This window comes from Croceifilum oryzae (assembly GCF_030814315.1).
Lineage (GTDB): Bacteria > Bacillota > Bacilli > Thermoactinomycetales > Thermoactinomycetaceae > Baia > Baia oryzae.
Genome location: NZ_JAUSUV010000024.1, coordinates 1 through 9,984 on the forward strand (window position 1 = coordinate 1; position 9,984 = coordinate 9,984).

General features: G+C 44.1%; 7 protein-coding genes, 18 tRNA genes and 1 rRNA gene. All 26 read right to left on the minus strand.

The features are described from left to right. Positions 1 to 1,019 (minus strand): alpha-helical endospore appendage domain-containing protein (locus J2Z48_RS15440; protein WP_503128558.1); only part of this gene is annotated, 1,019 nt, incomplete at its 3' end. A 226-nt stretch (positions 1,020 to 1,245) separates the two neighbouring features. Continuing rightward, positions 1,246 to 2,601: a phosphoglucosamine mutase gene (gene glmM, locus J2Z48_RS15445; RefSeq protein ID WP_307254983.1), complete on the minus strand. Its 1,356-nt coding sequence runs from the start codon at positions 2,599 to 2,601 to the stop codon at positions 1,246 to 1,248. A 34-nt stretch (positions 2,602 to 2,635) separates the two neighbouring features. Continuing rightward, positions 2,636 to 3,583 (minus strand): CdaR family protein, encoded by a 948-nt coding sequence (locus J2Z48_RS15450; RefSeq protein WP_307254984.1) that lies wholly within the window; start codon positions 3,581 to 3,583, stop codon positions 2,636 to 2,638. Continuing rightward, on the minus strand, positions 3,580 to 4,398 hold the full coding sequence (cdaA, locus tag J2Z48_RS15455) for a diadenylate cyclase CdaA (protein WP_370872940.1): 819 nt from the start codon (positions 4,396 to 4,398) through the stop codon (positions 3,580 to 3,582). The genes J2Z48_RS15450 and cdaA overlap by 4 nt, the downstream gene beginning before the upstream one ends. 183 nt (positions 4,399 to 4,581) lie before the next feature. Beyond that, positions 4,582 to 5,853: a kynureninase gene (gene kynU / locus J2Z48_RS15460; protein ID WP_307254985.1), complete on the minus strand. Its 1,272-nt coding sequence runs from the start codon at positions 5,851 to 5,853 to the stop codon at positions 4,582 to 4,584. A gap of 20 nt (positions 5,854 to 5,873) precedes the next feature. Beyond that, the gene (gene kynA, locus J2Z48_RS15465; RefSeq protein ID WP_307254987.1) at positions 5,874 to 6,722 is read right to left on the minus strand and encodes a tryptophan 2,3-dioxygenase; all 849 of its coding nucleotides are present in this window, start codon (positions 6,720 to 6,722) and stop codon (positions 5,874 to 5,876) included. A 200-nt stretch (positions 6,723 to 6,922) separates the two neighbouring features. Next, entirely contained in the window at positions 6,923 to 7,828 is a 906-nt protein-coding gene (gene rocF / locus J2Z48_RS15470; RefSeq protein ID WP_307254988.1) for an arginase, read from the minus strand. Positions 7,829 to 8,165: 337 nt separating this feature from the next. After that, positions 8,166 to 8,242 (minus strand) — tRNA-Glu (locus J2Z48_RS15475). A gap of 4 nt (positions 8,243 to 8,246) precedes the next feature. Then, positions 8,247 to 8,323: transfer RNA gene (locus J2Z48_RS15480), tRNA-Thr, on the minus strand. A 1-nt stretch (position 8,324) separates the two neighbouring features. Next, positions 8,325 to 8,399: transfer RNA gene (locus tag J2Z48_RS15485), tRNA-Asn, on the minus strand. Between the two features lie 4 nt (positions 8,400 to 8,403). Then, positions 8,404 to 8,477: transfer RNA gene (locus tag J2Z48_RS15490), tRNA-Gly, on the minus strand. Between the two features lie 4 nt (positions 8,478 to 8,481). Further along, a tRNA-Gly gene (locus J2Z48_RS15495) sits at positions 8,482 to 8,556 on the minus strand. Between the two features lie 13 nt (positions 8,557 to 8,569). Continuing rightward, a tRNA-Lys gene (locus J2Z48_RS15500) sits at positions 8,570 to 8,642 on the minus strand. A gap of 24 nt (positions 8,643 to 8,666) precedes the next feature. Beyond that, positions 8,667 to 8,741, minus strand: a tRNA-Gln gene (locus J2Z48_RS15505). Positions 8,742 to 8,753: 12 nt separating this feature from the next. Further along, positions 8,754 to 8,838: transfer RNA gene (locus J2Z48_RS15510), tRNA-Tyr, on the minus strand. Between the two features lie 7 nt (positions 8,839 to 8,845). Continuing rightward, a tRNA-Val gene (locus J2Z48_RS15515) sits at positions 8,846 to 8,921 on the minus strand. Between the two features lie 18 nt (positions 8,922 to 8,939). Next, positions 8,940 to 9,016: transfer RNA gene (locus J2Z48_RS15520), tRNA-Glu, on the minus strand. Positions 9,017 to 9,120: 104 nt separating this feature from the next. Continuing rightward, a tRNA-Gly gene (locus J2Z48_RS15525) sits at positions 9,121 to 9,195 on the minus strand. Between the two features lie 9 nt (positions 9,196 to 9,204). Next, positions 9,205 to 9,277, minus strand: a tRNA-Lys gene (locus J2Z48_RS15530). Positions 9,278 to 9,301: 24 nt separating this feature from the next. Next, positions 9,302 to 9,376: transfer RNA gene (locus J2Z48_RS15535), tRNA-Gln, on the minus strand. A gap of 14 nt (positions 9,377 to 9,390) precedes the next feature. Further along, positions 9,391 to 9,475 (minus strand) — tRNA-Tyr (locus J2Z48_RS15540). A 7-nt stretch (positions 9,476 to 9,482) separates the two neighbouring features. Next, positions 9,483 to 9,558, minus strand: a tRNA-Val gene (locus J2Z48_RS15545). A gap of 18 nt (positions 9,559 to 9,576) precedes the next feature. Further along, a tRNA-Glu gene (locus J2Z48_RS15550) sits at positions 9,577 to 9,653 on the minus strand. A 4-nt stretch (positions 9,654 to 9,657) separates the two neighbouring features. Further along, a tRNA-Thr gene (locus tag J2Z48_RS15555) sits at positions 9,658 to 9,734 on the minus strand. Between the two features lies 1 nt (position 9,735). Beyond that, a tRNA-Asn gene (locus J2Z48_RS15560) sits at positions 9,736 to 9,810 on the minus strand. Between the two features lie 79 nt (positions 9,811 to 9,889). Then, positions 9,890 to 9,984: ribosomal RNA gene (gene rrf / locus J2Z48_RS15565) — 5S ribosomal RNA — on the minus strand; the annotation flags it as partial.

The window sequence follows — 9,984 nt, forward strand, 5'->3', positions numbered from 1 at the left end:
CCGGTTACTCCATCCGTTCCGGTTGCTCCCGTTGCTCCGGTTACTCCATCCGTTCCGGTTGCTCCCGTTGCTCCGGTTACTCCATCCGTTCCGGTTGCTCCCGTTGCTCCGGTTACTCCATCCGTTCCGGTTGCTCCCGTTGCTCCGGTGGCTCCATCTGCTCCAGTTGCTCCGGTGGCACCGGTTGCTCCATCGACTCCAGTTGCTCCGGTGGCACCGGTGGCTCCGTCTGCTCCATCGACTCCAGTTGCTCCGGTCGCTCCCGTGGCTCCGTCTGCCCCATCTGCTCCGGTCGCTCCCGTGACTCCGGTAGCCCCAGTAAGACCGAGTTCTGCAACAATTGCTTGAACGATGTCTGCAATGGCTCCAGTCGTTCCAGTGGGCACTTCTAAACTCACATTGGCAGAACCAGGTGTTACCGAAATGTCTAACGTATTGGATATAAAGTTTATTGTATCTCCGAAACCGAGTGGAACCGTTCCGTCAGCGCCTGTATTCCCTTGAACCACGAATAAGGTCCCGCCTGTAGCAAATGATCCAGTCGGCCCTTGAGGTCCTTGGGGTCCTTGAGGCCCTGTGGTTCCAGTGGATCCAGTGGATCCAATCGCTCCCGCCTGTCCTTGGGGTCCCTGTGGTCCAGTACCTCCTGGAGGTCCAGGAGGTCCTCCCGATGATCCTGTAGTTCCCGCTGGTCCTTGGGGTCCGGTTGGTCCCCTCGTAACGTCTGTGCCTAACACGTTCTCTAACTTCTCGTTTAAAATCCACTCTTTCTTTCCGATCACATTAATCGTGTCGCGAACACTACTGTTAATCAGAAGGAGATCGCTAATAGTTGGTTGAAAGCCTGATGACACTCCAGGTAGAGTCCCTAGAACATATTGAAGCTTTTCCCCTTCTGCATTAATAATATGACTCAGACCTAGCTCTTCTAACGCAATCGATGATAGTAGCAGATTAACCGCATCTTCTCTTGTAATGCTTATATTAGGCGAAATGTTCGGTATATTAGCTTGTGACATTGATTCTCCTTATCTCCCCTCTTATCATAAGAAATGTAAACCCGCTTGAAGACATTACGATATACCGATTCTAATTAATCAGAAAAACAATGCTGTCAACCCATACTATTACAACACCTATTAAATAAATTGGGCTAACTGCGCCTAAGTTAATTTAAAAAGCAAAAAGGGAGAAGCATACGATCTGCCTTCTCCCCTCTACCTGTGAATTTTATAAATTAAATCATCAACTCAATTGACGCAAAATCACTTCTGCAATCTGTGAAACATACTCTTCTAATTGTGCATGATCCGGTCCCTCTGCCATCACCCGGATGAGTGGTTCTGTACCAGAAGGGCGTACCAGCACTCGACCTTCCTCACCAAGAGCATCTACAACGGTTTGAATCGCTTGTTGGATCTCAGGATTCGTGTCCCAACCTTCTTTCGAAGCCACACGTACATTTTTCAGCACTTGAGGAAACTTGTGCATCTTATCTTTTAAATTGGATAAGGTTTCTCCTTCTTCTTTCACCGCACGCAGAAGTTGAATGGCAGATAACATTCCATCGCCTGTTGTATTATGCTCTAGGAAGATAATATGTCCAGACTGTTCCCCACCTAGGTTATATCCACCTTCACGCATTTTTTCCATCACATAACGGTCGCCCACAGCAGTTCGTTCTGTAGCAATTCCTGCTTCACCAGTCGATTTAAAGAAACCGAAGTTAGACATCACCGTTGTTACAATCGTATCTTTTGCAAGTAATCCTTTTTGTTTGAAATAGTAAGCACAGATAAACATGATCTGGTCACCATCAACCACATCGCCTTTTTCATCTACCGCGATCAAACGGTCAGCATCTCCATCAAATGCTAGTCCTAAATGCGCCCCTTGTCTGACTACCTCTTGCTGAAGCCGTTCTGGATGAGTCGAACCACAATCCACATTAATATTTACACCATCTGGATTTACAGCGATCGTCGTCACGTCTGCTCCTAGATCTCGTAACAATAGTGGCGCCAATTCAAAAGCTGCCCCATTGGCTCCGTCAACCACGATATGCATCCCGCATAGATCTGTATCAATCGTTGACTTCAGATGTTCCAGATATGCATCAATCCGATCGCTCTCGTCAAATATCCGCCCAATTTCTTTCCCCGTTGGTCGTGGAATCGGATCATTAGTTGGATCTTTTTCTAAAATCTCGAGTAATCGTTCGATCTCCTCTTCTGTCTCATCCAATAATTTATAGCCGTCTGCTCCAAAAAACTTAATGCCGTTATCTGGAAAAGGATTATGAGACGCAGAAATCATGACACCTGCATCTGCGTTTAAATGACGAATCAGAAATGCTACACCCGGTGTACTTACGATACCTAACCTAGCTACATTTGCTCCAATAGAAAGCATCCCCGCTACCATTGCGGATTCCAATAACTCCCCTGAGAGGCGTGTATCCCTGCCAACCACAATTAACGGACTCGTCTTCCCGCGAGTCAACACATATGCCCCTGCTCTACCTAAACGAAATGCCAATTCTGGTGTAAGTTGTTGATTCGCAACACCTCTAACACCATCCGTTCCAAAAAATTTACCCACTTTTATTTCTCCTCCTTGCTCATGTTCCAGCAGACTACGATTTTGGACGAATCTCGACCATCGCTTTCTCTGGAGTTTGGCTTTCCAGCACAATCCCCTTTGGCAATTTTATTTGTATTGGGACTTGGTGAACACCTGCTGGAAGGTTATCCAAATCACATACTGCCTCTATTTGATCCGTTTGTAATGCATTTAGTAGATTAGGTGCTCCTGATACGGAAGCATCCACTGCTTTCGGTGTCATAATCCGTGCATCAAGTCCTTCTTCTATATGAAGGGCCTTGGTGGGGATATCTTTGATCTGTTTCAAGTTAGACCGCTTCATTTTAACATAAATTTCTACATCCATGGGTTCCACTTTTTCGACTCCTGAAGGCTTCGGAACCCTTGCCCGGAATCGATACACACCTTCTGTTTTGGGGAGCTCCACTGGAAGATCAACTTTATTTAATAACTCTAACATAGAGCGATTTCCGTAGTAGGTAATATTCGATGGATCGGATTTTATTTCCACCACTTCTACAGAAGGATCCTTAGTTGGGTACGTGAGTTGAATGGGAATCTCTTTGGAGATAAATGGATATGCCAAATGCGGGTTTTTTTTATATAAAGTAACGGTCACCTTTTCTGGATGAACCGTATTTTTAACCCCAGAGGGAACACCTGTTACCACGACAGGAACACTGCGCTGTTCTCCCTCCACAACTGGTCCATCAACCCGAATTTGAGCCCGGATCCGGGAAGAAGCATACTGAAGTGAAAAAGGATTTCCACTCATCATGACAGTCACTTCTTTTTGTGTTTGAACAAGCTCATACTGCTCCTTATCATACTCTGCGGTTACAGGGATTGTTTTGGTTTGTGTATCATTCCCAGCCGCTTCTTGATCTTTATTAAAGTAATGAACCATAAACCATAAAACCCCTGCCAACAGCACCGACATCACTTGAATGACCCAATTATTTTCTAGCCACTTGTTCATTTCTTCCCTCTTCGCTCACGCCAACTCCGAAATATCGAGATAGTTGGCGAATTTGGTTGAATCTGTTGATATAATCGTTCAAATATAAGATCCTCTGAAATACCTCGTTCTAATTTACCCCCAACAGCAATCGAGATTTGTCCAGTCTCTTCTGACACAATCACCACACATGCATCCGAAACCTCACTCATTCCCATAGCAGCACGGTGTCTCGTGCCGAGTTCTTTACTAATAGAAGGATTTTCGCTTAATGGTAAAAAGCATCCCGCCGCCATAATCGAATCAGCTCGAATCACAGCTGCACCATCATGTAAGGCGGAACTCGGCAAAAAAATGTTTCGTAACAATTCATTACTTACTTTCGCTTGTAATTCAATTCCTGATTCTATGTAATCGGAGAGTCCTGTCTCCCGTTCAATCACAATCAATGCGCCAATCCGTTTGTTGGAAAAGTAAGTAACCGCCTTGGTTATTTCTCCAGAAACTCGAGTCACTACTTCATCCTTAGCTACTTGACCTCTTGTAAAGAAGCCTCTTCTGCCAATCTGCTCTAAGGCCCTTCGCAACTCAGGTTGGAAAATGATAATCACCGTAATAAGACCTACTGACAATAAGTTTTCAATGAGCCATCGTAACGTACGTAACTCGAGAAAATTACTTAACAACCATAAAAAGACAACCACACTAATTCCTTTTAGCAACTGAACTGCTCTCGTCCCACGCAATAACGTCAATAGTTGATAGATAAGGAAACTCACGATCAATATATCAATAAAATCATTTATGTACTTTGTTATTCCCACCAATGATTGCACATTGTTTCCTCCAACGCATTCATTTGCATATATTATGCTTCAAATAGACAAAAAGTTTTCACCCCGATAAAGAGACACAATAAAAACATATCATTTGTTCTAAGGCAGACCATTCTAATCAAAGGATATACATACTAAAGAGGACCCTCCTTATAAAAGAGAGACCTCCTACTATCAATAGTATTATGCAATAACTCCTCGTTCATGAGAGTAGGCTTTATACTTCCCTTCTATCATGATCTTCTTTAATCGTTGTACTGCTTCCCAGACATCTTGATACGATGTATATAAAGCAATTGGTGCTAGTCGAATCACATTAGGAGCCCTAAAGTCAGGAACCACTTTCGCTTCTTTTAACGCTTTACAGATACGAGTTGCTTCTTCGTGCTCCAGAGAAATGTGACCACCTCTGCGATCATCTTCAGTCGGGTTTCCGATCACAAAGCCCCATCCTTGAAGCTCGCTTTCGATTAGCAACATCATATATCGAGTTAACGATAATGACTTTTCTCGAATAGACTCCATTCCTATCTCTTCAAACATAGATAAAGAGCCGATCAACGGAGCCGCATTTAAGATAGATGGAGCGCTCAATTGATAAGCTCCTGCCTGCCTAGAAGGTTCAAATGAATGGCTCATATCAAATTGACGCTCTTTATCAGAGCCAAACCATCCAGCTAGTCCAGGAACCGTGCCAAAGTGTTTTTCATGCACATAAATTGCCGCAACACTACCTGGTCCACTATTTAGATATTTATAGGAACACCAGACCGCAAAATCCACTCCCCATTGATGAAAACGATGGGGAACAGCCCCAACGGAATGGCAAGCATCAAATCCAATTAAGATTCCACGTTGATGCGCTTCTCGAGTAAGACGTTCAATATTTAGCAATTGACCACTTCGATATAGGACTGTAGGTAATATCATCAATGCCACATCATCCTGCATACAGGCAATAATATCTCCTTCATCGATGTACCGACCCTGTCTACTTTTTACAGACAGAAAATGCTCTTCTGGATTCAGACCATGCAACTGAAGTTGGCTCTTAATCGCGTAAATATCAGAAGGAAAATCCAGATCATTTGCTACAATTTTCGTGCGTTTCCCTTCTGGATGATAAAATGTTGCGATTAATTGATGCAAATTCACAGTAGTAGTGCCCGTCGCGATAACTTCATCCTCTTTCGCTCCAACTAGAGGAGCCATCTTAGCACCTAACATTTCAGCCAAGTAAAACCAAGGATATTCTCCGTTTGACCAACCGTCGATCTGATAACTCTTCCACGATTCAAATGTCTCCATGAAAGTCTTCTCTGCTCTTTTTGAACATAAACCCAGAGAGTTCCCATCTAGATAAATTTGATCAGGAATTACATAAAATTCATTCCGGTACTTGAATAGTACATCTTGAGCATCAAATCGCACTGCTTCTGCTTGAGTTGGTTTCATCGCTGTTGTTCTCCTTCTATCTATAGTTTGGTTCGCAAAGCCCATAGCTCCGGGAAAAAACTGTGCTCCATTGTGCTACGAAGGTACGGTACTCCAGGTGAGCCACCTGTGCCTCGTTTAAACCCAATAATCCGCTCCACAGTCTTCATGTGGCGAAAACGCCATTGTTGCATCCAATCCTCCACATCAACCAATTTTTCAGCCAGTTGGTAATAGATCCAATACTGATTTACATCTTGGTAAACTTTCAACCAAGCCGCCTCTACACCCTCATCTGCTTTATAAGGCTTGGTCCAATCACGTTCCAGAACAGCAGATGAAATGTGAAACCCTCCCTTTGCTAGCGATTGGATGGCAACATCATACAGGCTTGGTTGTTCTAAAGCACCTTCCAGCATGTTCTTCACTTCATCTTTATGGCTATAGATTTCCAAAATAGGCGTACTTTTCCTACCTAAGTAAAATTCAATCATTCGATATTGATAGGATTGGAAGCCAGAAGATTGAGCTAACGAATTTCGAAACTCGATATATTCCGCTGGTGTTAGCGTGGACAGTACATCCCAGGACTGAATAACTTGCGACTGAATTCGCGATACCCTTGATAACATTTTTAGAGCAGAAGCTATATTGTCAGAAACGATATGTTGGATAGCCGCTTGAAGCTCATGAATCATTTGCTTCATCCACAATTCACTAGTCTGATGAATCACAACAAACAGCATCTCATCATGATGATTCGAAAGAGGATTTTGTGCATCTAAAATTTGATCCAATTGTAAATAATCACCATAAGTCATGTTATTACGGAAATTCGTTTGAATCCCCTCAGGACATCCTGTTTGCTCTGGGCTTTCCTTCTTTGCCATGATCGTCACAACCTCTTCTATTAATCTCAAACTAAAAATATAATAACGACTATTAATTTTAAATTAAACATTCTGTAAATAACTAATAGTATTTTACAACAAGCACACCTGATTGAGAACAACTACGGAAAAATAAACTTCATCCAAACAAAATAAACGAAGTAAACAGCAACGTTGCTATCTACCTCGTTTATCAAGGACTATAAGATTTTCTTTCCTAACATGGAACTGATCAGTGCAACAGCCACTTTCGCTGTTAGATTGGATTGATCTAAAATAGGATTTACCTCTACAAACTCAGCTGATGTAAGAATCCCCGAATCCGCCAACATTTCCATAGCTAGATGACTTTCTCGATACGTAATTCCACCTGGAACAGGCGTCCCTACTCCTGGACAATCTGAAGGATCCAAGCCATCCAAATCCAAGCTCAGATGAACTCCATCTGTACCGTTACTTACAATCTGGATCGTCTCCTCCATGACACGAGCCATACCCAAACGATCCACTTCATGCATCGTAAACACTTTAATCCCTAGATCACGGATTAATTGTTGCTCACCAAAATCTAACTCCCTAGCACCAACCAATACAACGTTCTCCGGACGTACTTTTGGCGCAAAGCCCCCTAGGTGAGTCAACAATGGATGGCCAATTCCCAAGCTAGCTGCCATCGACATCCCATGAATATTACCAGAAGGAGACGTATCTCCAGTATTTAAATCTCCATGAGCGTCATACCAGATTAAACCCATATTTTGATAGTGTTTCGCCGCACCTGCAACTGTGCCAATAGCCATGCTATGATCTCCACCAAGCACAAGGGGAAAGCGCTTTCTTTCGATGACTCCAGAAACACGCCCGGCCAGCTCTTCACATACTCTCGCAATCTCATGTAAATATTTTAAGTTTTGATCAGAGATCTCTAAAGACTCCGGACTTGGAATCGATATATCTCCTAGATCTTCAACTTCATAACCCAAATCACAAATTGTTTGTTGGAGTGCAGCATATCGTATCGCACTAGGCCCCATATCCACACCACGACGGCCTTGTCCAAGATCTATAGGCATTCCAATAATTGAAATCGGTTGTTTTATTATCATCTATTACATCTCCTTGCTACTAAAGAAGAATTGAACAATTTAAGTTTACCATATAAAAACTTAGGTTAGTAAGGCATTTTACCACCCTCCACCTGCTATGACATATTTATGCATTTAGCAGAATAAGGGAGATTAAAGAACACAAATTTATCCATCTTATGTTCAGCAACATCTATTAATAGACTTTCTGAAGTGAATTATATTTATACAAGACACCCGATATATTCGTAATATTCATTCTTTAAAACAGACACTAGTCTGAGTACTAAAATGCATTTTCTTTATAAAAATGAAAAAATCCCAGATAGTTGAACTATTGGGATAAAAGGATTATATTTGGTGACCCGTAGGGGATTCGAACCCCTGCATGCCAGCGTGAAAGGCTGGTGTGTTGAACCGCTTCACCAACGGGCCATGATGGAGCTTCCTACCAGGCTCGAACTGGTGACCTCTTCCTTACCATGGAAGCGCTCTGCCTAACTGAGCTAAGGAAGCATGGCTCCTCAAGCAGGACTCGAACCTGCAACCTACCGATTAACAGTCGGGCGCTCTACCATTGAGCTATTGAGGAACAGTGGAGCGGGTGAAGGGAATCGAACCCTCGCAATCAGCTTGGAAGGCTGATGTTCTACCATTGAACTACACCCGCGTTATGGAGCGGAAGACGGGACTCGAACCCGCGACCCTCGCCTTGGCAAGGCGATGCTCTACCACTGAGCCACTTCCGCAGAAAGTCAAATATGAGCCATGAAGGGCTCGAACCTTCGACCCTCTGATTAAAAGTCAGATGCTCTACCAACTGAGCTAATGGCTCGCACTAAGATGTCTAAACAAAAAATGGCTGGGAAGGAAGGGATCGAACCTTCGCATGACGGAGTCAAAGTCCGTTGCCTTACCGCTTGGCTACTTCCCAAAAATAAAAAAATGGTGGAGGGAGTAGGATTCGAACCTACGAAGGCGAAGCCAGCGGATTTACAGTCCGCCCCATTTGGCCACTTTGGTATCCCTCCATACATATGGTGGACGCTGACGGGATCGAACCGCCGACCCCCTGCTTGTAAGGCAGGTGCTCTCCCAGCTGAGCTAAGCGTCCATACTTTTATTAAAATCTTGGTGACCCGTAGGGGATTCGAACCCCTGCATGCCAGCGTGAAAGGCTGGTGTGTTGAACCGCTTCACCAACGGGCCATATAACTAACGAATTTTATTATACTACGTACTTACAGAAAGTCAATATTTTTTAAAAGCATATGTAGACATAAAAAAAGCCTCATTCAATTTCAATGAAGGTTTGGAGCGGAAGACGGGACTCGAACCCGCGACCCTCGCCTTGGCAAGGCGATGCTCTACCACTGAGCCACTTCCGCAAAACAATATGAGCCATGAAGGGCTCGAACCTTCGACCCTCTGATTAAAAGTCAGATGCTCTACCAACTGAGCTAATGGCTCGTACTAAGATGTCTAAACAAAAAATGGCTGGGAAGGAAGGGATCGAACCTTCGCGTGACGGAGTCAAAGTCCGTTGCCTTACCGCTTGGCTACTTCCCAAAAATAAAAAAAAATGGTGGAGGGAGTAGGATTCGAACCTACGAAGGCGAAGCCAGCGGATTTACAGTCCGCCCCATTTGGCCACTTTGGTATCCCTCCATACGTATGGTGGACGCTGACGGGATCGAACCGCCGACCCCCTGCTTGTAAGGCAGGTGCTCTCCCAGCTGAGCTAAGCGTCCATACTTTTATTAAAATCTTGGTGACCCGTAGGGGATTCGAACCCCTGCATGCCAGCGTGAAAGGCTGGTGTGTTGAACCGCTTCACCAACGGGCCATAGTGGAGCTTCCTACCAGGCTCGAACTGGTGACCTCTTCCTTACCATGGAAGCGCTCTGCCTAACTGAGCTAAGGAAGCATGGCTCCTCAAGCAGGACTCGAACCTGCAACCTACCGATTAACAGTCGGGCGCTCTACCATTGAGCTATTGAGGAATACTACTAATCCTAGCATCTGACAATATATAAAATATACATATAGAGAATATTTTATACGATCATTTTAAAAGAAATAGCCTGGCGACGTCCTACTCTTCCAGGACCCTGCGGTCCAAGTACCATCGGCGCTGGAGGGCTTAACGGTCGTGTTCGGGATGGGAACGAGTGGAT